This is a genomic window from Flavobacterium sp. 25HG05S-40, from assembly GCF_052654735.1.
Window position 1 is genome coordinate 875743 of sequence record NZ_CP199750.1, and the last position, 24931, is coordinate 900673.

The 24931-nt window shown below is 38.3% G+C and carries 7 protein-coding genes; 5 read left to right on the top strand and 2 right to left on the bottom strand.

Translation table 11 applies throughout. The annotated features are described in order from the left end of the window. On the bottom strand, positions 1–2541 hold the full coding sequence (locus ACULEU_RS03835) for a YfhO family protein (protein WP_445454133.1): 2541 nt from the start codon (positions 2539–2541) through the stop codon (positions 1–3). A gap of 69 nt (positions 2542–2610) precedes the next feature. Beyond that, positions 2611–2877, bottom strand: coding sequence for a DUF4834 family protein (locus ACULEU_RS03840; protein ID WP_445454134.1), 267 nt, complete (start codon positions 2875–2877; stop codon positions 2611–2613). Between the two features lie 125 nt (positions 2878–3002). Here ACULEU_RS03840 and ACULEU_RS03845 point away from each other — a divergent pair, with 125 nt between their 5' ends. The 5 genes from ACULEU_RS03845 to ACULEU_RS03865 all read left to right on the top strand — a co-directional run bounded on the left by ACULEU_RS03845 (position 3003) and on the right by ACULEU_RS03865 (position 24439). Then, the gene (locus ACULEU_RS03845) at positions 3003–3968 is read left to right on the top strand and encodes a transporter (protein WP_445454135.1); all 966 of its coding nucleotides are present in this window, start codon (positions 3003–3005) and stop codon (positions 3966–3968) included. Next, a complete protein-coding gene (locus ACULEU_RS03850; RefSeq protein ID WP_445454136.1) occupies positions 3969–5087 on the top strand; it encodes a GTP cyclohydrolase in 1119 nt (372 codons plus the stop codon). It abuts the gene before it with no gap. 734 nt (positions 5088–5821) lie between these two features. Next, a complete protein-coding gene (locus tag ACULEU_RS03855; protein ID WP_445454137.1) occupies positions 5822–13690 on the top strand; it encodes an Ig-like domain-containing protein in 7869 nt (2622 codons plus the stop codon). Between the two features lie 389 nt (positions 13691–14079). Further along, the gene (locus ACULEU_RS03860; protein ID WP_445454138.1) at positions 14080–14601 is read left to right on the top strand and encodes a hypothetical protein; all 522 of its coding nucleotides are present in this window, start codon (positions 14080–14082) and stop codon (positions 14599–14601) included. A gap of 19 nt (positions 14602–14620) precedes the next feature. Continuing rightward, a complete protein-coding gene (locus tag ACULEU_RS03865) occupies positions 14621–24439 on the top strand; it encodes a T9SS type A sorting domain-containing protein (protein WP_445454139.1) in 9819 nt (3272 codons plus the stop codon). Positions 24440–24931: the final 492 nt, after the last annotated feature.

Genomic DNA, 24931 nt, shown 5'->3' on the forward strand with positions numbered 1-24931 from the left:
TTATTTTCTTGCCTCTTGCTTCTTGCTTCTTTCTTCAAAATAAATTCCACCAGCTATAACCAAAACCATCACAATAAAACTAAATAACGCAATAGTGCTTCCAGTTTTTACCACCTGAGGCTCAAATTTGAATTCAATTGTGTGTTTGCCTTTTGGAATTTCCATTCCTCGTAATGTATAATCTACTTTGTAAATAGTGGCTTTTTTTCCGTCAATAGTAGCGTTCCATCCATCTTTATAATAAATTTCAGAGAAGACTGCGAAACCATCGTTATCATTATTGGAGGTGTATTTCAGATGATTTGGTTTGTATAAGTTGAGTTTAATTTTCGCTAAACTATCTGTGGTAAATTTCGTTTTATAAAATTGTGCGCTTGGTTTGGTCATAAATTGGCTTTCATATATTGCTGATGCCGAACCGTTAATAATCGCTACATCTTTGGTTTCAATTTTGCCTAATTCCTTGATTTCCTCATCGGCAGAATTTACCTTTTTTACTTCTTTGACAAACCACGCATTACCATTATGAAACGGATTGACAATTGGAATGTCTCCTTTTTCGGTACCAACAATTAGATACTTGATGTTAAACGCATTGATAACCGGAATGCTTTTAGAAAGCGAAAGCGTTTGTGGATCGATAATGCTTCCCAAATCGCCCATGCTTCTTTCAAACTGATATTCGTAAACTTCCTTAAAACGTCTAGGCATCACAGCACTGTAACCACCAATAGATTTGTGGAAATACGAGGAACGCGGACTGTAAATACCACCAGCTAATTCATAAACTCTGAAGTTCGTTGTGTCTTGTAATATAAGTGAATCCGCTTGGGTTGGTTGATATGGAATGTCGACTTCCTGAGCACTTCTAAATTGTTCGCCATCGTTGCTTACATAATTTTTATCGACAAAGAATAAATCGCCAACCATAACTATTCCAATCAAGATCACTGCGGTATTGGCTGCCAATTTGTTTTTGATGTACAAGTAAAGCGTACCAAAGGTTACGGCCATTAAAAATCCGGAACGCAACAAATCTGCTGAGTACAAATCTTTTCGGTCTTCTCTGAGTGCGTCAATAAATTGTGGTCCGAAAGCTTTATCAGGATGTTGTTTTAAAGCGTCAATCAATTGACTATCAATTTCGCCTACAAAGTTAAACATGCTTTTTGCTAAAAATAACAATACAATAATTCCCAAGGTAGTTGCTCCTGTTTTCCATAAGCTTTTCCATCGATTTTCTTCATCAGTAAAAAACGACTGTAATCCCATAATTGCTAGAACAGGAACACACAATTCCAATACAACCTGAATAGAGGAAACCGCTCTGAACTTATCGTACATGGGTACATAATCGATAAAAAAATCGGTTAGCAAAGAGAAGTTTTTTCCCCACGAAAGCATCAATGAAACAATCGCACCGGCAAGGAAAGCATATTTTATTTTTCGTTTATCATGATATAGTGCCAAGACAAAAAGGAAGAAAACCACGGCTCCAATATAAGCCGGTGCCGCTACCTGAGGCTGTGCTCCCCAATAAGTAACAGCGTAATTTTCGGTTAGTTGTTTGGCCTCATCTGGATTAGCGCCATAATTCAGCATAAAGTTATAAACATGCGAATCTTCGGTTAGTTTTTGTCCTGTACCGCCACCGAATAGTCTTGGTGAAAATAAATTCAGACTTTCTACAATTCCGTAACTATATTCCGTTATATAGTTTCTGTCCATAGCAATAGAAGCATCTTTTTTCGAACCATCGGTGTTGAAGGTCAGTTCACTTTTGCCACGCGTACTAAAATCGGCATATTCCTTCGTCGCCATTAAGCTCGTGGCATTGACTCCGACAGCTAAAACTACTGCCACTGCAAATGTTCCGATGATTTTAGGTAATGATTTTAAGTCCTTTTCCTGATACAATCGATATACGAAAAAGAAACCCATCACAATCAAAAGCAGCAATAGGTAATAGGTCATCTGGAAGTGATTGGCTGTAATTTCGAGTGCAACGGCAAGCATTGTTAGGATTCCGCCGTGTAAGTATCTCTTTTTGAAAACCAAAATAAATCCGGCAACCACAAACGGCATATAGCCAATGGCGTGGGCTTTGGCATTGTGTCCTACACCAATGATGACAATCAGATAGGTAGATAATCCGAAGGCAAGTGCGCCAAAAAACGCTTTGAGCGGATCAACTCTAAAGACCAGCATTAAAGCATAAAATCCTAAAAAGTAGAGGAATAAATAATCAGCAGGACGCGGTAAGAATCGAATCGCATCATCAATCATTCCGATATAATCATTGGGATAATTAGCTCCAGACTGATAGGTTGGCATACCTCCAAAGGAGGAGTTGGTCCAATACGGTTCTGTGTTGGTTTCAGCTCTGAAATCAATTTGCTCTTTGGCCATTCCGGTATATTTTGCTATATCGGATTGGTATATTTTTTTGCCTTGAATTACGGGATAAAAGTAAACTAATGAAATGATGATAAAACCAAAAATGGCTAATAGATGCGGATATAACTTTTGAAGTTGCTTCATTTAATTTGGTTAAGGGTTTGATATTAGCAGTAAAAAACGAAGCGTTTCTTACGGAATAAGAATACTAAGTTATTCTATTTCTTCAAAATCAACATAATCGCCAACGATTTTTTTCTCTTTAGGTTTTTCGGTGGCTGGATTTTGTGATTGGTATTGGTTTTGTTGGGTTCGGTTTTGATATTGCTGATGTTGTTGCTCAAATTGCTGGGAAGCTTTTTCGACAACTTTTTTGGCTAAAACAGGTAATAACAAACGCGCCAAAAATTTCATAACAAAATAGAATATGATTATGAATACAATGACGTCAAACAAACCTTTAAAAGATGCGGTTTCCATTTCAATAAAAAATTTTGTCAAAAATACTAAATTCCACTATTTAAAATTCGCTTTGACATCTTAAATAAATGATAAAATACACTACTTTTGAAACACTGAGTTTAAATGCTTAAATTTCTTGTTTTATGATGACTACAAAAACATTTTTGGTGGCTTGTTTTCTGCTGATTTCGACCACGCAATACGCGCAGTATACCGATATCATCAATTCGAATAGACCAGGCGAATCTATGTCGGCTTTTTCTGTGGGAAAGACTGTAATTCAGGCAGAAGCAGGAGTATATGGCGTCAGAGAGAAGCACGATTTAGCGCGCTATGAAGCTAATGGATTTGGAACAGAAATAGATGTCCGTTATGGTGCTTTTTTTGATCAATTTGAATTCGCTTTAAATACGCAATATCAATATGATTGGTATCAGGCACCTTTGATCAATGATACTCGTGGCGGATTTAAGCAGATTACCATTGGTGCAAAATATTTGGTTTACGATCCTTTTGTTAAAATAGACAAGCCCAATTTATACAGTTGGAAAGCCAATCATAAATTCAGTTGGAAGCAGTTTATTCCGGCAGTTGCTGTTTATGCTGGATTCAATTTAAAGCTGGGAACCAATCCGTTTACATTTCCAACAGACAGAACTATTAGTCCTAAAGTTATGGTAATTACTCAGCATCATTTTGGTACCAAATGGGTTTGGGTAAACAACATTATTGCTGATAAATACATGACGGATTATCCTAGTTTAGGAATTATTTCCACACTAACTAGAGGTTTTAATATGCGTTGGACAGGTTTTATGGAGGTACAAGGATATAAAAGTGATTTTTATGCCGATACCATTTTACGTTTAGGAGCGGCTTATTTAGTTCGTGAAAATATTCAATTAGACGGTTCTTTTAATAAGAATGTTAAAGATACACCTTCGCTTATTGGAGCTAATGTTGGCATGTCATGGCGTTTTGATAATAATTGGGAAACCAATTATAAGCGTATTAAAAACGATAAGAAAGATAAAAAGAAAGACAAAAAGTCGAAAAAAGACAAAGGCAAAAAGCGTAAAGACGAAGTAGAATTAGAAAAGACAAAATAAATGATTACCATAGTAGAAGCTGTTACCAAATCTCAGTTAAAAGAGTTTGTAGTTTTTCCGTTTGCCTTATACAAAAATCATCCTTATTGGGTTCCACCATTAATTAACGATGAGATGGACACCTTTGACAAAACCAAAAATCCTGTATTTTCTTCAGCAGAGGCTCATTTTTATTTGGCTTATAAAGACAATAGCATTGTAGGAAGAATAGCGGCTATTATCAATTGGGATGAGGTTAAAAATCAACAAAAATTAAAAGTGCGCTTTGGTTGGTGGGATGTTATTGATGATATTGAAGTCACTAAAGCATTGCTTGAAAAAGTGTATGAACTCGGAAAAAAAAATCATTTAGAATATGTCGAAGGACCAATGGGTTTTTCCAATTTGGACAAAGTAGGCGTGCTAACCGAAGGTTTTGATGAAATCGGTTCTATGATTACTTGGTATAATTTTCCCTATTACAAAGACCATCTAGAAAAGTTGGGTTATGTTAAGGAGAAAGAATATCTGGAAAACAGATTTCCTTTTAGCAATGTGAAGACAGAATTTTTTGTCAAACCTAACGAGCTTATCAAAAGACGTTATCAGTTAAGACCACTTAACTTCACAAAAACCAAGGATATTTTGCCTTATGTGGATAAGATGTTTGATCTATTTAATGCGTCATATGCCGGTTTGTCTTCATTCGTGGCTATCACTGAAGTTCAAAAAGAATATTTCAAAAAAAAATATATCAGTTTTATCAATCCCGAATACATTAAATTCGTTCTCGATAAAGACGATACTATGGTAGCATTTAGTATTGTAATGCCAAGTTTCTCTGAAGCATTGCAAAAAGCAAAGGGGAAATTATTTCCGTTTGGATTTTACCATTTGTTAAAAGCCAAAAAAGAGAGTAAAGAGGTGCTTTTTTATTTGATCGGAATTGATCCTGAACATCAAAGCAAAGGCGTTACAGCTATTATTTTTAACGAATACTACATTACTTTTAAAGAAAAGGGAATCAAAAATTGCATTCGCACTCCTGAACTTGAAGACAACCATGCCATACATAATATGTGGAAACATTTTGACCCTGTAACTTTCAAAAGAAGGAGAACTTACAAAAAAGACTTATAGCTCTTAAATCGTAACTTATAACTTCAAAGTATTGAAGCACTTCACTGACCTCTTTTTAGCTAAAGAGGTTTTTTTTATTTTCCATCTTTCTTCACCTATAAATCTAAATAACATAAGAATAGTTCCCTTATTAAAAGTTAAATAATGTATTTTGTCGATTATATTTGTATTTTAGTCGGTAATATTTATAATATTGTTTGGTACTAGGAACCTAACTGTTTATAGTAATAATAATTAAATGTAATGCGTTGATTTTGCGAGAATTATTTAGTGTAAGAAGCGTGATTATTTTTTAACGTTAAAAATCTTACTAAATAAAAAAAGATGTAGTTCGTCGAGTTTATTTACTTTTCATGGATTAAAAAGTGATTTAGATGAATTTTCTTCTGATTTATAATTCTACATATTAACAAAAAAAATAAATAAAATATAATAATTTTAATAAAATTAAATATTAATTATTAATATAAATGTTAAAATAATTCTTATGTAATAAAAACAATACATTGTTGATAACTCTTGATAACTAATTTTTAATAAAAAACCTACAAATATTAAATGTTAAAATTATCCAATCTTTTGATTTGAAAGCATTTAAAAATTAAAAATTATATATCATTGCAATACGAAAATGGAATATGAAAAGATTTAGAACCCCCAATTTTAAGATTGTTGAAATAATAAATGTAATTCTTAAAGACTACATTTTTTTGTTGATTAAGAGACCCATTACTATGAAAAAAATGCTGTCATTATTTTTCATGATAACGTCCAATTCGTTTCTCTTTGCTCAGGCTCCAAATATATCCTATTCTGGTGTTCAAAGTAATTATGCAGTCAATGTTGCAATGCCAACGTTAACGCCAACAACTAGTGCTGGTCTGCCTTCTGTTAGAACAAATGTCACTACAATAGCAGGGAACGGAACTTCTGGATTTAGTGATGGAAGCACAGCTTCTCCTAAATTCTATAGCCCCACAGGAGTAGCAGTGGCAACTTCGGGATCTATATATATTGCCGACAGTCAAAACCATTGTATTCGGAAAATTTCTGCTTCAGGTTTTGTTACCACTTTTGCAGGTACAGGTGTTCCTGGTTTTCTGAATGGGAATCCAAACGTCGCTCAATTTGACACTCCTTATTCGATTGCGGTTGATGCCGCTGAAAATGTATATGTAACTGAAACAAACTCTAATGCTATCAGAAAAATTACTTCGGCTGGAGTGGTATCAACCTTGGCTGGAAGTGTAACTCTTTCGGGTTATCTTGATGGTCAAGGAGTAAATGCCCTTTTTGCATCTCCAAAAGGTTTAGGTGTTGATGGTTCTGGAAATGTATATGTTGGAGACTCAGCAAACAATCGTATCAGAAAAATAACAAGCGCTGGCTTGGTATCTACAGTTGCTGGTGACGGAACAGCTGGTTATCTTGACGGGCAAGGAATTACTGCTAAATTCAATAATCCAGTTGGTGTAGCGGTTACAAGCTCCGGGACCTTGTACATAAGCGATACTTCTAACAATAGAATCAGAAAAATAACAAGTACTGGAACCGTTTCAACTCTTGCTGGGAATAGTAGTTCCGGAATGGTTAATGGTCAAGGGACAACAGCTCAATTCAATGCGCCACGTGCTATTACGGTTGATTCATCTGAGAATATATATGTTTTAGATTATAGCAATAATCGCATTAGAAAAGTTACGACAACGGGTTTAGTTTCTACTTTATCAGGAACTGGTGCTTTTGGTGCCGTTAATGGTTCAGGGTCAGTAGCTACATTTAAATATCCCGAAGGACTTGCAGTAGATTCGTCAGGAAATATTTTTGTAGCTGATGTAACCAATAATTGTATTAGAAAAGTCACTAGCACCGGAGATACATCTACCTACGCAGGATCAACAACACGTGGTCTTGAGAATGGACAAACAGGAACTATGGCAATGTTCAATAGTCCCGTTGCAGTTGCTGTTACTTCTACAGGTATAACGTATGTCATTGATGATTTTAATTCATGTATTCGAAAAGTTACTTCCAATGGAATAGTATCTACATTAGCTGGAAATACCGCTACAGGATATGCAGATGGACAAGGAGCAACAGCCTATTTTAATAATCCCAAAGGAATTGCTCTTGATGCCGCGGGGAATATTTATATTGCTGATACTTTTAATAATCGTATCAGAAAAATTACAAGTTCAGGAATAGTGACAACCATTGCGGGAGATGGAACTGCTGGTTATCTTGACGGACAGGGAACTGCCGCCAGATTTAATAATCCTTATGGGTTGACAGTCGATGCTTCAGGTAATATTTATGTTGCAGACACCAAAAATCACCGAATAAGAAAAATTAGTCCTAGTGGTACTGTTACTACTGTGGCAGGTTATCTATTGTCGGGTTTTGCTGATGGAGCTTCAACAGTTGCCCGATTCAAAAATCCGCAAGGAATAGCCATTGATAATACAACAGGTATTCTATATGTGGCGGATACTACTAATAACAGAATTCGTAAGATTACTACTGATGGAACTGTGAGCACTTTCGCAGGTAGTTTTGCGGGTTACAGCGATGATCAAGGTACTGCAGCTTACTTTAATAATCCCATTGGGATAGCTATCGATGCAGCAGGGAATTTTTATATAGGCGATTATTATAATTCGGTTATCAGGAAAATAACCAATGCTGGATTAGTGAGTACGCATGCCGGAAGTGGGTCAAGTGAATATGCTGACGGCATCGGAAATGTTGCGTCATTTTATTTCCCTGTTGGTGTAGCCGCTTCAGTATCGGGAGATGTTTATGTAGCGGATTCCTACACACAGCGTATTCGTAAAATTACTTCGGTAGAACCCTATACAATCATTCCGTCTTTACCAGCTGGTATAAATTTTAATACTTCGACTGGTATTTTGTCTGGAATGCCAACTGAAGAGAGAGTTTCAACGACCTACACAATTAGTGCATCTAATTATAGTGGAACGGGCACTACAAATATTACTTTTTCTATTGGGATTGCTCCTTCTCAACCATCAGCACCAACAGCTTCGGCGCAATCATTTTGTACTTCTGCTACAGTGGCAAATTTAGTAGCTACAGGAACCTCTTTAAAATGGTATACTGTTGCAACAGGCGGAACGGCATTAGTATCAACAACTACTTTGACAACGGGAACTTATTATGTTTCCCAAACGGTTAATGCAATTGAAAGTACAAGAACAGCAGTTGCGGTTTCTATAAACACAACAGCAGCACCATCAGCAGTAGCACAATCATTTTGTACTTCGGCTACAGTGGCGAATTTAGTTGGTACAGGAACTTCTCTTAAATGGTACAACGTTCCCACAGGTGGAACAGCATTGATATCAACAGCAGCTTTGACATCGGGAACTTATTATGTGTCACAGACTTTAAATTCTTGTGAAAGTACAAGAACAGCAGTTGCGGTTACTATAAACACAACTTCAGCACCATCAGCATCGGCGCAATCATTTTGTACTTCAGCTACAGTGGCTAATTTGGTTGCAATAGGAACCTCTTTGACATGGTACAACGTTGCCACAGGTGGTACAGCATTGGTATCAACAACCGCTTTGACATCGGGAACTTATTATGTTTCACAGACTTTAAATTCATGTGAAAGTACAAGAACAGCAGTTTCGGTTACCATAAACACAACTTCAGCACCAATAGCTTCTGCACAATCATTTTGTACTTCCGCTACAGTGGCTAATTTAGTAGCTTCAGGAACATCTTTGAAATGGTATAACGTTTCCACAGGTGGAACAGCATTGGTATCAACAACAGCTTTGATTTCAGCAACTTATTATGTTTCACAGACTTTAAATTCATGTGAAAGTACAAGAACAGCAGTTTCGGTTACCATAAACACAACTTCAGTACCAACAGCATCGGCGCAAATATTTAATAATAGTGCTAGTGTTGCGGATTTGATAGCTACTGGGACTTCTCTTCAATGGTATACTGTTGTTTCGGGAGGAGTAGCATTGGCATCCACTACAGTTTTGAGTTCAGGAACTTATTATGTTTCCCAAACTTTAAACTCTTGCGAGAGTTCAAGAACTGCAGTTACTGTTACAATTAATCCAGCTCCGGGCGCACCAACAGCATCGGCACAAACATTCTGTAATGCTGCTACAGTGGCTAATTTGGTAGCCACAGGAACTTCTTTAAAATGGTATAACGGTGCTACAGGCGGAACGGCATTGGCAACAACCACAGCTTTGACATCTGGAACTTATTATGTATCACAGACAGTTAACACTATTGAAAGTACAAGAACAGCAGTTTCGGTTACCATAAACACAACTTCAGCACCAATAGCTTCTGCACAATCATTTTGTACTTCCGCTACAGTGGCTAATTTAGTAGCTTCAGGAACATCTTTGAAATGGTATAACGTTTCCACAGGTGGAACAGCATTGGTATCAACAACAGCTTTGATTTCAGCAACTTATTATGTTTCACAGACTTTAAATTCATGTGAAAGTACAAGAACAGCAGTTTCGGTTACAGTAAATACAACGACTGCACCAACCGCATCTGCGCAGACATTTAATAATAGCGTCACTGTTGCTGATTTGATAGCTACTGGGACTTCTCTACAATGGTATGCTGTTGCAACAGGTGGAACAGCATTGGCATCCACTACAGTTTTGAGTTCAGGAACTTATTATGTTTCCCAAACTTTAAACTCTTGCGAGAGTTCAAGAACTGCAGTTACTGTTACAATTAATCCAGCTCCGGGCGCACCAACAGCATCGGCACAAACATTCTGTAATGCTGCTACAGTGGCTAATTTGGTTGCTATAGGAACCTCTTTAAAATGGTATAACGGTGCTACAGGCGGAACGGCATTGGCTTCAATAACTGCTTTGACAACGGGAACTTATTATGTTTCCCAAACGGTTAATGCTATTGAAAGTGCAAGAACAGCAGTTGCTGTAACTATAAACACAACTTCAGCACCAATAGCTTCTGCACAATCATTTTGTACTTCCGCTACAGTGTCTAATTTGGTTGCAACAGGAACTTCTCTTAAATGGTACAACGTTGCAACAGGCGGAATAGTATTGGTATCAACAACAGCTTTGACGTCCGGAACTTATTATGTTTCACAGACTTTAAATTCTTGTGAAAGCACAAGAACAGCGGTTTCGGTTACCATAAACACAACTTCAGCACCAACAGCATCAGCGCAAACATTTAATAATAGTGCCACTGTTGCTGATTTGATAGCTACTGGTACTTCTCTACAATGGTATGCTGTTGCGACAGGTGGAACAGCATTGGCATCCACTACAGTTTTGAGTTCAGGAACTTATTATGTTTCCCAAACTTTAAACTCTTGCGAGAGTTCAAGAACTGCAGTTACTGTTACAATTAATCCAGCTCCGGGCGCACCAACAGCATCGGCACAAACATTCTGTAATGCTGCTACAGTGGCTAATTTGGTTGCTATAGGAACCTCTTTGAAATGGTATACTGTTGCAACAGGCGGAACGGCATTAGTATCAACAACTACTTTGACCACCCGAACCTATTATGTATCACAGACAGTTAATACTATTGAAAGTACAAGAACAGCAGTTTCGGTAACTATAAACACAACTTCAGCACCATCGACATCATCTCAAACATTTAATAATAGTGCCACTGTTGCTGATTTGATAGCTACTGGTACTTCTCTACAATGGTATGCTGTTGCGACAGGTGGAACAGCATTGGCATCCACTACAGTTTTGAGTTCAGGAACTTATTATGTTTCCCAAACTTTAAACTCTTGCGAGAGTTCAAGAACTGCAGTTACTGTTACAATTAATCCAGCTCCGGGCGCACCAACAGCATCGGCACAAACATTCTGTAATGCTGCTACAGTGGCTAATTTGGTAGCCACAGGAACTTCTTTAAAATGGTATACTGTTGCAACAGGCGGAACGGCATTAGTATCAACAACTACTTTGACCACCCGAACCTATTATGTATCACAGACAGTTAATACTATTGAAAGTACAAGAACAGCAGTTTCGGTAACTATAAACACAACTTCAGCACCATCGACATCATCTCAAACATTTTGTAACGATGCTACTGTTGCTAATTTAACAGCGACCGGTACCGCTATACAATGGTATACAGTTGGAACAGGTGGTACAGCTTTAGCATCAACAACTAGTTTAAGTACCGGTGTATATTACGTTTCTCAAACATTAAACTCTTGTGAAAGTCCAAGAATAATTATTGGTGTAACTATAGTAACAACAGTTCCTCCAACTTCAACTTCACAAACTTTTGACAATACTGCTACTGTTGCAGATTTGGTTGCAACTGGAAGTAATTTGCGTTGGTATACTACTGCTTTTGGAGGGACACCTCTAGTGTCAACCACACCGTTAAGTTCAGGAACTTACTATGTTTCCCAAACTTTAAATTCTTGTGAGAGTTTAAGAACGGCAGTTGCTGTAACAATTAATCCGGCTCTGGGAGCACCAACAGCATCGGCTCAAACGTTTTGTAATGCGGCTACAGTTTCTAATTTAGAAGCAATTGGATCTTCTTTACAATGGTATTCTGTTGCTATAGGTGGAACGGCTTTGAGTTCAACTACTGCTTTGACATCGGGCACTTATTATGTTTCACAAACGATTAACACTGTTGAAAGTACAAGGACTGCAGTTTCAGTTACAATAAATACAACGATAGCCCCAATAGCTTCACCACAATCATTTTGTACTTCTGCTACGGTTGCTAATTTAGTAGCCAACGGAACTTCTTTGAATTGGTACAATGTTGGTGCAGGAGGAACGGTATTATCTTCAACAACAACTTTGACGACAGGAACTTATTATGTCACACAAACAGTTAATTCCTGTGAAAGTCCAAGAATTGGAGTGTCAGCAACAATAAATGTAACACCAGCGCCAATAGCTTCATCGCAATCATTTTGTAATGCGGCCACAATTTCTAATTTAGTTGCCACGGGAACAAGTTTAAAATGGTATAATCTTATTTCTGGTGGTACAGCTATAGTACCCTCTGCTGGCTTGGTTACGGGGAACTTTTACGTGTCTCAAACTTTAAACGCATGCGAGAGTTCAAGAACACAAGTCGCAGTAACAATAAACACTACTCCAGCGCCGACGGCTTCTTCACAAACTTTCACTAACTCAGCAACAGTTGCTAATCTACTAGCTTCAGGTTTAGATTTGAAATGGTATTCCGTTGCAACTGGAGGATTAGTATTATCATCGACTACAGCATTGACTTCGGGGAACTATTATGTTTCGCAAACTATAAACTCATGTGAGAGTTCAAGAACATTAGTTGTTGTTACAGTTAATTCAATACCAGTTGCGCCGATTGCTTCACCACAGACCTTTTGTAATACAGGAACAGTTGCTAATTTGACAGCTTCAGGGACATCATTGAAGTGGTATAATTTTGCAACAGGTGGTATTCCTTTAGCGTCAACAACTATTTTAGCATCGGGTAATTATTATGTTTCACAAACAGTGAATTCAGTAGAGAGTCCTAGAACGATAGTTGCTGTAACAGTTAACAGCACTGTTGCTCCTTCAGCATCAGCGCAGACTTTTACTACTTCTGCTACGGTGGCTAATTTAGTTGCTGTTGGAAGTGCTTTAAAATGGTATACATCGGCAACAGGTGGAACAGCTTTAGCATCTACAACAATTTTGACGACCAGAAGTTATTATGTTTCTCAAACATTAAATTCATGTGAGAGTTCCAGAACTTTAGTCTCTGTGACAGTAAACCTAGCCATTGCAAACCCAGCTCCAACCGCATTTGCACAAACATTTTGTAGTTCAGCAAGAGTAAGAAATTTAGTGGCTACGGGTACATCATTGAAATGGTATAGAGTAGCAACTGGTGGAACTTCATTGTCTTTAAACACAGCTTTGACAACAGGAAATTATTATGTGTCACAAACAATAAATTCGATTGAAAGTGGCAGAACTAGGGTAGAAGTGACTATATATGGCGCTCCAATTACAAGAGGAATAACTTCGCCGACATCTGCTGGGACTCCATCATCACCATTATGTACTTCAACGGTTAAGGTTTTAAACATCGGATCTGGATATTCAGCTACCACTATTCAATGGGAACGAGCTGTTGTTGGTTTGAATACTAGTACTGCTCCGGCGTCTTCCGCTTATGTGCCAATTGATGGCGCAAACGAGTCGAGTTTTCCAGTGACAAATGCAGTTTCAGGGAAAAACTATTTCAGAGTTAAATTTACAAATGGGAATTGTGAGAGCACAGCGTTATATAGTGATCCTACATTTGTTTACTATAAAGATTGTTCCGTAGTTTCAAAACTTACCGCTGTAAGTTATCCGAATCCATTTGTAGAAAATTTCAAACTGAGTTTAAGTGCTCCAACAGAAGATAAAATAGATGTAGCTGTGTATGATATGATGGGAAAATTAATTGATCATAATCAGATGGAGTTAACAAACATCTCCGAATTAGAGCTAGGAGATGCTTATCCTTCAGGAATCTATAATGTAGTTGTAGCGCAAGGAGATCAAATAAAAACGGTAAGAGTGGTAAAAAGGTAATCAACCATAATCATTTATTTTCAAAGTCCTTCATTTTTTAATGAAGGACTTTTTTATTATATAGTATTGTTAATAAGTAAAGTATTTGTATTAGTTCGGAACAGATTTATAATCGACTATTACATTTTTATTAGCAATTCTTTTCTTTCATTTTATTTAAAAATAAAAAATGTGCACTTTATCGATTAAATAAATTCATTCGTAGAAAAGTTAGGCTTTTTTTAACATTCCTATTTATTTCTATATACTTTTATCATCCCAAACATTATCTACCAAATTATTATTCTTAATTAATATTAGAAGTCTACATTTAAAACTTCTGATGTTTTTTACTTAAATACGCAAACAAAACCTATTTATGATGTGGTATAATTTAATACCTAATCATTATGAAAAACAGTACTTTAATGAATTTTCTAGGATGTTTTCACATCCGAGACTACAATTTACTTGTAGAAGAAAACGGTTTTAAAATGGATTTCAGTCGGGCTAATCGCTCGGAAGACTTTAAGAACTCCATTGGAAAGTCACCCGAAAAGAAAAGTAAACTTTTAAGCTATCTTATGCTAGTGTTACTTTTTTTATTTACTAACTTTTTATTTGCTCAACAGCCAGCATGTAATTTAAATGGTGTTTTGGAAGCCAAACGTCTTAGAGACGGAGGTCAAAATTTTACCATAAATTCTGAGGTGCTTAGGTCAGTTCCAGGAACGGTCTACAGATGGGAATTTAAATCGAATACTTCTGCTGCCAGATTTGTTACCCAAAACGGAAGCCCAAGTATTACAATTAATCCGGGGAATAAAAATGGGAACTTCAATCTGAAGTTAACTGTTATCAATCCGCCTACTTCAAGAGGAGCAAGTAAAACGTGTTCTTGCACCAAATCGGTTTCTATAGGTAACCTTTAATTTAATTTAAAACCAATACATGAAAAATTCAACTTTATTCAGTATAGAAACAAGATTCAAAGATCGTTTCTATTGTTGTATTGAAAGCTTGAAAGGAAATTTTAAATTCCTTTTAGTTTTGATACTATTCATGGGGTCCTTTTTACAAGGCGTTTCCGCTCAAGGTACCTTAGTGCCTTCTTGTAACCTTGTAGGTCCACTTGAAGCTTGTGCAGTTGCAGATCCTAACGATACTTCTGGTGATTTTATCATCAATATAGAGGTAGCTAGAAGTGGGGTGCCAAACCTTGCTGATCCGCAACACAATTTAAACTTTGTTTATTCATTTCCAACCAATAGTTCTGGTGCTTTCATTAGAAGTTACGGAAATGTAATTTACAATCCTGTTACGAACAGAACTACCCAAGCTTTGGTAGTTTTTCCAGGTTCAGGTACTCCTGAGTTTAATTTGCAATTAAATGCTACTAATACGAGTAGCTTTCCTGCTACAGTATGTGAGTGTAGTAAATCTGTTTCTATTTCAAAAGTTGCTGTAACGGCATCCTATACTCCAATTTTATGTTATGGTCAAACGTCGACACTAACAGCAGTTGGCTCTTTTTCTGATATAGAACAATATACTTATACTCTTTTGCCTAATGGCATTCAAAATACAACAGGTATTTTTCCTAATTTGCCAGGTAGCGAAGCAGGAATTACTTACACAATAATATGTGAGTCTGCAGAAGGTTGTATCGCTACTACTTCTCAAACAATCATTCAACCAGCTTTTACACCAGTAGTTTTAAATTGTCCAGAGACAAGAACAACTACAGTATGTCAAACACAAGATGAAGTTAATATTGCGTTCAATGCTTGGTTAAATTCATTTAGTTATACCGGAGGTACAAGTCCTTCATTGACTAGAACTCCATCTGAACCAGTAGCGCCTTCAGCATGTGGAGGTTCTACAACTGTTACTTGGACTGTTACTGATCGTTGTGGACAGCCTCAAACTTGTACAAGAACCTTTACTGTACCTACACCTCCAGCTGTTGTAGTAACATCAGCGGTAAACAATACAACTAATGCGTGTGCTTATGAAGATCAGGATGCAGCTAATGCAGCTTTCACTGCATGGTTATCAGGATTCTCAGTAAGTGGAGGATGTGCGCCAGTTGGATCATACGGACAACCACAAGCACCAGCTTATTGTGGAGGAACAGTTACAGTTACTTACACAGTATCTGATAAATGTTATGAAACTTCAATACGTACTGCTACATTTACAATTACACCAGCACCAGCTGTTGTAGTAACATCAGCAGTAAATAATACAACAAATGCATGTGCTTATGCAGATCAGGATGCGGCTAATGCAGCATTCACTGCATGGTTAGCAGGATTCTCAGTAAGTGGAGGATGTTCACCAGTAGGAAGCTTCGGAGAAGGTCAACCTTCTGCACCGGCTTATTGTGGAGGATCAACAACAGTTACTTACGCAGTATCTGATAAATGTTATGAGACTTCAATACGTACTGCTACATTTACAATTACACCAGCACCAGCTGTTGTAGTAACATCAGCAGTAAATAATACAACTAATGCATGTGCTTATGCAGATCAGGATGCAGCTAATGCAGCATTCACTGCATGGTTATCAGAATTTTCAGTAAGTGGAGGATGTGCGCCAGTTGGATCATACGGACAACCACAATCACCAGCTTATTGTGGAGGATCAACAACAGTTACTTACACAGTATCTGATAAATGTTACGAAACTTCAAGACGTACTGCTACATTCACAATTACACCAGCACCAGCTGTAGTAATTACATCAGCAGTAAATAATACAACTAATGCATGTGCTTATGCAGATCAGGATGCAGCTAATGCAGCATTCACGGCATGGTTAGCAGGATTCTCAGTAAGTGGAGGATGTGCACCAGTTGGATCATACGGACAACCACAAGCACCAGCTTATTGTGGAGGATCAACAACAGTTACTTATACAGTATCTGATAAATGTTACGAAACTTCAATACGTACTGCTACATTCACAATTACACCAGCACCAGCTGTAGTAATTACATCAGCAGAAAACAATACAACAAATGCATGTGCTTATGCAGATCAGGATGCAGCTAATGCAGCATTCACTGCATGGTTAGCAGGATTCTCAGTAAGTGGAGGATGTGCGCCAGTTGGATCATACGGACAACCACAAGCGCCAGCTTATTGTGGAGGATCAACAACAGTTACTTATACAGTATCTGATAAATGTTATGAGACTTCTAGACGTACTGCTACATTCACAATTACACCAGCACCAGCTGTTGTAGTAACATCAGCAGTAAATAATACAACTAATGCATGTGCTTATGCAGATCAGGATGCAGCTAATGCAGCATTCACTGCATGGTTAGCAGGATTCTCAGTAAGTGGAGGATGTGCGCCAGTTGGATCATACGGACAACCGCAAGCACCAGCCTATTGTGGTGGGTCAACAACAGTTACTTATACAGTATCTGATAAATGTTACGAGACTTCAATACGTACTGCTACATTCACAATTACACCAGCACCAGCTGTTGTAGTAACATCAGCAGTAAATAATACAACAAATGCATGTGCTTATGCAGATCAGGATGCAGCTAATGCAGCATTTACTGCATGGTTAGCAGGATTCTCAGTAAGTGGAGGATGTTCACCAGTAGGAAGCTTCGGAGAAGGTCAGCCTTCTGCGCCAGCTTATTGTGGAGGATCAACAACGGTTACTTATACAGTATCTGATAAATGTTATGAGACTTCTAGACGTACTGCTACATTCACAATTACACCAGCACCAGCTGTTGTAGTAACATCAGCAGAAAATAATACAACTAATGCATGTGCTTATGTAGATCAGGATGCAGCTAATGCAGCATTCACTACATGGTTAGCAGGATTCTCAGTAAGTGGAGGATGTGCGCCAGTTGGATCATACGGACAACCACAAGCACCAGCTTATTGTGGAGGATCAACAACAGTTACTTACACAGTATCTGATAAATGTTACGAAACTTCAAGACGTACTGCTACATTCACAATTACACCAGCACCAGCTGTAGTAATTACATCAGCAGAAAACAATACAACAAATGCATGTGCTTACGCAGATCAAGATGCAGCTAATGCAGCATTCACTGCATGGTTAGCAGGATTCTCTGTAAGTGGAGGATGTGCACCAGTTGGATCATACGGACAACCACAAGCACCAGCTTATTGTGGAGGAACAGTTACAGTTACTTACACAGTATCTGATAAATGTTACGAAACTTCAAGACGTACGGCTACATTTACAATTACACCAGCACCAGCTGTAGTAATTACATCAGCAGAAAACAATACAACAAATGCATGTGCTTACGCAGATCAAGATGCAGCTAATGCAGCATTCACTGCATGGTTAGCAGGATTCTCAGTAAGTGGAGGATGTGCACCAGTTGGATCATACGGACAACCACAAGCACCAGCTTATTGTGGAGGATCAACAACAGTTACTTACACAGTATCTGATAAATGTTACGAGACTTCAATACGTACTGCTACATTTACAATTACACCAGCACCAGCTGTTGTAGTTAATACACCAACAGACAATATTACTTCAGCAAGTTCTTATGCAGATCAGGCAGCGGCTAATGCAGCATTCACTGCATGGTTAGCAGGATTCTCAGTAAGTGGAGGATGTTCGCCAGTTGGGTCTTATGGTCAGCCACAGGCACCATTGTATTGTGGCGGAACAGTTACAGTTACTTACACAGTATCTGATAAATGTTACGAGACTTCAATACGTACTGCTACCTTTACAATTACACCAGCTACTCCGGCAATAATAAATACTCCGGATAACAGTACTTCAAACGCATGTTCTTATGCAGATCAAGCAGCAGCTAATGCAGCCTTTGCAGCATGGTTGGCACAGTTTTCAGTAAGTGGTGGAATTAATCCGGTTGGAAGCTTTGGAGAAGGTCAGCCTTCTGCTCCAGCTTATTGTGGAGGAACAGTTACAGTTACCTATACAGTAACGGATAGATGTTATGAGCCTATTGTAATTGATAGAACGTTTACTATTTCACCAGCACCAGCTGTTGAAGTAACATCAGCAGTAAATAATACAACTAATGCTTGTGCTTATGCAGATCAGGATGCAGCTAATGCGGCGTTCACTGCATGGTTATCAGGATTCTCAGTAAGTGGAGGATGTGCTCCAGTGGGAACTTTAGGAGTAGCTGGTTCAGCGCCTGGCGCACCACAAGCACCAGCTTATTGTGGAGGAACAGTTACAGTTACTTACACAGTATCTGATAAATGTTATGAGACTTCAATACGTACTGCTACATTTACAATTACACCAGCACCAGCTGTTGTAGTAACATCAGCAGTAAATAATACAACAAATGCATGTGCTTATGCAGATCAGGATGCGGCTAATGCAGCATTCACTGCATGGTTAGCAGGATTCTCAGTAAGTGGAGGATGTTCACCAGTAGGAAGCTTCGGAGAAGGTCAACCTTCTGCACCGGCTTATTGTGGAGGATCAACAACAGTTACTTACGCAGTATCTGATAAATGTTATGAGACTTCAATACGTACTGCTACATTTACAATTACACCAGCACCAGCTGTTGTAGTAACATCAGCAGTAAATAATACAACTAATGCATGTGCTTATGCAGATCAGGATGCAGCTAATGCAGCATTCACTGCATGGTTAGCAGGATTCTCAGTAAGTGGAGGATGTGCACCAGTTGGAAGCTTCGGAGAAGGTCAGCCTTCTGCACCAGCTTATTGTGGAGGATCAACAACAGTTACTTACACAGTATCTGATAAATGTTATGAGACTTCAATACGCACTGCTACATTTACAATTACACCAGCACCAGCAGTTGTAGTAACATCAGCAGTAAATAATACAACTAATGCATGTGCTTATGCAGATCAGGATGCAGCTAATGCAGCATTCACTGCATGGTTAGCAGGATTCTCAGTAAGTGGAGGATGTTCACCAGTAGGAAGCTTCGGAGAAGGTCAGCCTTCTGCACCAGCTTATTGTGGAGGATCAACAACAGTTACTTACACAGTATCTGATAAATGTTACGAGACTTCAATACGTACTGCTACATTTACAATTACACCAGCACCAGCTGTTGTAGTAACATCAGCAGTAAATAATACAACTAATGCATGTGCTTATGCAGATCAGGATGCAGCTAATGCAGCATTCACGGCATGGTTAGCAGGATTCTCAGTAAGTGGAGGATGTTCACCAGTAGGAAGCTTCGGAGAAGGTCAGCCTTCTGCACCAGCTTATTGTGGCGGAACAGTTACAGTTACTTACACAGTATCTGATAAATGTTATGAGACTTCAATACGTACTGCTACATTTACAATTACACCAGCACCAGCTGTTGTAGTAACATCAGCAGTAAATAATACAACTAATGCATGTGCTTATGCAGATCAGGATGCAGCTAATGCAGCATTCACGGCATGGTTAGCAGGATTCTCAGTAAGTGGAGGATGTGCACCAGTTGGAAGCTTCGGAGAAGGTCAGCCTTCTGCACCAGCTTATTGTGGAGGATCAACAACAGTTACTTACACCGTATCTGATAAATGTTATGAGACTTCAATACGTACTGCTACATTTACAATTACACCAGCACCAGCTGTTGTAGTAACATCAGCAGTAAATAATACAACTAATGCATGTGCTTATGCAGATCAGGATGCAGCTAATGCAGCATTCACGGCATGGTTAGCAGGATTCTCAGTAAGTGGAGGATGTTCACCAGTAGGAAGCTTCGGAGAAGGTCAGCCTTCTGCACCAGCTTATTGTGGCGGAACAGTTACAGTTACTTACACAGTATCTGATAAATGTTATGAGACTTCAATACGTACTGCTACATTTACAATTACACCAGCACCAGCTGTTGTAGTAACATCAGCAGTAAATAATACAACTAATGCATGTGCTTATGCAGATCAGGATGCAGCTAATGCAGCATTCACGGCATGGTTAGCAGGATTCTCAGTAAGTGGAGGATGTTCACCAGTAGGAAGCTTCGGAGAAGGTCAGCCTTCTGCACCAGCTTATTGTGGAGGATCAACAACAGTTACTTACACAGTATCTGATAAATGTTACGAGACTTCAAGACGTACTGCTACATTCACAATTACACCAGCACCAGCTGTTGTAGTAACAGCAGCATCAAACAATACAACTAATGCGTGTTCTTATGCAGATCAAGCAGCAGCTAATGCAGCATTCACTGCATGGTTAGCAGGATTCTCAGTAAGTGGAGGATGTGCACCAGTTGGAAGCTTCGGAGAAGGTCAACCTTCTGCACCGGCTTATTGTGGAGGATCAACAACAGTTACTTACACAGTATCTGATAAATGTTATGAGACTTCAATACGTACTGCTACATTTACCATTACAGCAGTATCTAACGTTGTATTCAACTGTGGAACTGATGTAACTGTACCAGCATGTAGCACACAAGCACAAGTAAATGCAGCTTATGCAGCATTCTTAGCTTCAACTACAGCTTCCGGAGGATGTGTTAATGGAACATTGACAAACAATGGTCCATCTCAAGCTCCAAATGCATGTGGAGGTTCAGTAAATGTTACTTGGACATACACTGTAACAGGATGTGGTACAACACAAACATGTACTAAAACGTTTACTGTTGCAGCTCCTGCTCCAGTAGTAATTAATTGTGGAAACGATGTTAATTTACCAGCATGTAGTACTCAAGCTGAATTAAATGCAGCATGGAATGCATTCTTAAACTCTACAACTGCTTCAGGTGGATGTAACGGAGTATTAACAAGAACTGTATGCAGTGCTCCATCATTATGTGGAGGTTATGTAGATGTTACTTGGAAATATACTGTTAGTTCTTGTGGTCAACAATCAGGATGTGGAAACACTAACTTTGTAACTTGTACCAAAAGATTCACTGTTGCTGCACCAGCACCAGTTGCTATAAGCTGTGGAAGCAATGTGACTTTACCAGCATGTAGTACTCAAGCTGAATTGAATACAGCATGGAATGCATTCTTAAACTCTACAACTGCTTCAGGTGGATGTAATGGAGTGTTAACAAGAACTTCATGTAGTGCGCCATCATTATGTGGTGGATATGTAGATGTAACTTGGACTTATACTGTTAGCGGTTGTGGTCAACAATCAGGTTGTGGAAACGGGAACACAGTATCATGTACTAGAAGATTCAGAGTTGCTGCTCCATCTCAAGTTACATTTAATTGTGGAACTAACGTAACAGTAGAAGCATGTAAAACTCAAGCTCAGGTAAATGCAGCTTACGCTTCATTCTTAGCTTCAACTACTGCTAGCGGTGGATGTGGAGGAGTATTGACAAACAATGCGCCATCTCAAGCTCCATCAGCATGTGGAGGATACGTAGATGTTACTTGGACTTATACAGTAGCTTCATGTGGACAACAGTCAGGTTGTGGTAATACAAACACATTGACATGTACTAAACGATTCACAGTGGCACCTACTGCACCAGTTGTATTTAACTGTGGAATTGATGTAACATTACCAGCTTGTAGCACTCAAACGCAATTGAACACAGCTTGGAATTCATTCTTGAATTCAACAACTGCTTCAGGCGGATGTGGAGGTACATTAACAAGAACACAATGTGTCGCTCCATCATTATGTGGAGGTTCAGTTGATGTTACTTGGACATATACAACAACAGCATGTGGTGGCGAAAGTCAAACAAGAACATGTACAAGAAGATTTACAGTTGCAACTCCACCACAAGTGGTATTCAATTGTGGAAATGATGTAACAGTTCCTGCTTGTAGTACTCCAGCTCAAATAACTTCAGCATGGAATTCATTCTTAGCTTCTACTACAGCAAGTGGTGGATGTAACGGAGTGTTAACAAGAACTTCTGCTACTGCACCGTCAGCTTGTGGAGGTTATGTAGATGTTACTTGGACATATACTGTTAGTACTTGTGGTCAACAATCAGGTTGTGGAAGCACAAACTCTGTGAGATGTACTAAACGATTCACAGTGGCAGCTCCACCAGCTGTTACACTTAATTGTGGAAATAACGTAATAGTGCCAGCTTGTAGTACGCAGGCTCAGGTAACAGCAGCATGGCATGCTTTCTTAGCGTCAACTACAGTAAGTGGTGGATGTAGCGCAGGAACATTGACAAACAATGCACCAACTGTTGCACCAGGAACTTGTGGAGGATATGTAGATGTTACATGGACTTATAGAACAAACACAAATTGCGGTCAAACTGTATCTTGTGGAGGACAATATTCATCTAATGGTACAATTACTTGTACTAAACGTTTCACAGTTGCATCAGCACCAGCAGCAACTCTTAATTGTGGTAACAATGTAATAGTTCCGGCTTGTAGTACACAGGCTCAGGTAACTGCAGCATGGAATGCTTTCTTAGCATCAACTACAGTAAGCGGAGGATGCAGCATAGGAACATTGACAAATAATGCTCCAACAGTTGCACCAGGAACATGTGGAGGATATGTAGATGTTACTTGGACTTACAGAACAAACAATAACTGTGGTCAAACAGTTTCTTGTGGAGGATCTTATTCATCTAATGGTACAATTACTTGTACTAAGAGATTCACAGTTGCATCTGCACCAGCAGCAACTCTTAATTGTGGTAACAATGTAATAGTTCCGGCTTGTAGTACACAGGCTCAGGTAACTTCAGCATGGCATGCTTTCTTAGCATCAACTACAGTAAGTGGAGGATGCAGCACAGGAACATTGACAAACAATGCGCCAACAGTTGCACCATCAACTTGTGGAGGTTATGTAGATGTTACTTGGACTTACAGAACAAACAATAACTGTGGTCAAACAGTATCATGTGGAGGATCTTATTCGTCAAATGGTACAATAACTTGTACTAAGCGATTTACTGTAGCTGCTCCATCAGCAGTGACAATAAATGTTGGAAACAATGTAACACTTCCTTCTTGTAAAACACAAGCACAAGTAAATGCAGCTTATGCGTCATTCTTAGCGTGTGTATCAGTAAGTGGTGGATGTAGCACAGGAACATTGACAAACAATGCGCCATCGGTTGCACCGTCAGCATGTGGAGGTTATGTAGATGTTACATGGACTTACAGATCTAACAACTCTTGTGGACAAACGATCACTTGTGGTGGACAAACATCTAATACTAACACTTATACTGTTACTAGAAGATTTACAGTTCAATCAGGTGGTGGTGTAGATGTTGCAGGACCAAGTAGTGTAACTTATCCTAATACTAGTTTCAATAGCCAATATGCAGTTAATAATGCATTTGCAGCTTGGTTATGTCAATTCAGAACTATTAGTTCAGGATGTGGTTCATGTGCAGTATTCAGTGGAAGTCCTAGAGTAGCTCCAAGTTGGACTAACGGAGGATCAGTAACTGTAACGTACAGCATCTCTGGAAATTGTAACTCAGACAGCGTTTGCGCAACCTTTACAATCACTAGAAATGGTGCTACATGTAAAGATGGCTCAGTTGCTGAAGTTAAAAATGCTCCTATGGCTGCTAAAGCATATCCAAATCCATTTAGTGAAAGCTTCAACTTAGATGTTACCACTTCAAGTGTTGACAAAGTAGGAGTAGCTATCTATGATATGACTGGAAAATTAATCGAACAACGTGAGGTTAATGCAGACGAAGTATCAGGATTACAAGTGGGTGATCGTTTCCCTTCTGGAGTATACAATGTAATTGTGTCTCAAGGAAATGAAGTGAAAACTCTAAGAGTTATCAAAAGATAAGTCACTTAATTAGATTATAAAAGAGAAACCCTTTCAGAAATGAAAGGGTTTCTTGTTTTTAACAAAACGGTAAACTAGTAGTAAATTAAATTTTGCCAACTAACTGAGGTGATTCGATTTGAATTAAAATTCTAAATTTAAACAAGAGTATTAGGGTCGTAATTTTTTTATGGGCATGACACTTATTTTAAATCGTGAGTTAGTAGAAACAGATTCTTGTTTTGTTAGTTGTAGGTAATCTAATTATTATTTAAAATAAGCCATCTCTCAAAAATGCTTTAACTAATAACTTTAAAACTATTTGAATAGCCAAATTAAAATGAAACATTGTATAATTAATTTAGTTAAAAATTAATGGTAAAGTATCTTGTTTGATGATTGAAATTAAAATTAAAATAAATCCCAAGTAGAAATCATTTTTATTAGTTTAAGGGTTCGATAAAAATAAGGGCTATGTAAAATGAAGTGTAGAAACTTATTTCATTTTTTAAC